The sequence below is a fragment of the Undibacterium sp. Di27W genome, from assembly GCF_049340345.1.
GTDB lineage: Bacteria > Pseudomonadota > Gammaproteobacteria > Burkholderiales > Burkholderiaceae_D > Undibacterium.
In genome coordinates, this window is record NZ_JBMPOS010000108.1 from 1 (window position 1) to 408 (window position 408).

The following is a 408-nucleotide window of genomic DNA, read 5'->3' on the forward strand; positions in this document are numbered from 1 at the left end:
CAGCTGCACCTGCTTGCATCGTTTGCATAAAGCTTAATGCTTCAGTGGTCATCGCCCCCGCCGTATAGATCGTCACCACCACGGCCACAACGATCATGATGACTTGTCCCAAACCTCCACAACCACCTGCGCCTGCCGGGGTTGGCAGGGTCGGCGTGGTATCGCCAATAATCTCACCCGGACGATAGGGCTTGAAGCTGTCTGCGGTGTTGTGGCTGCTTATCTCCCTGGCAGGAATAAGGATTTTTGTGCCTGGGGCAAAGTTGTCTGCGCTGACAACGCCATTGGCGTCGGCAATGAGGTACCACAGGGTGGCGTCGCCCCAGACGGTCTTGGCGATGCTTTGCAGGGTGTCACCCTGCTGGGTGATGTACATGCTGGGGCCGTTACCCGACAAGGCGCTTTGTT

1 protein-coding gene is annotated in these 408 nt (G+C 57.6%); it reads right to left on the bottom strand.

The window, feature by feature from the left end; all coding sequences use genetic code 11:
• The coding region (locus ACO0LF_RS31510; RefSeq protein ID WP_423021358.1) for a LysM peptidoglycan-binding domain-containing protein at window positions 1-408 on the bottom strand (408 nt) is incomplete at both ends.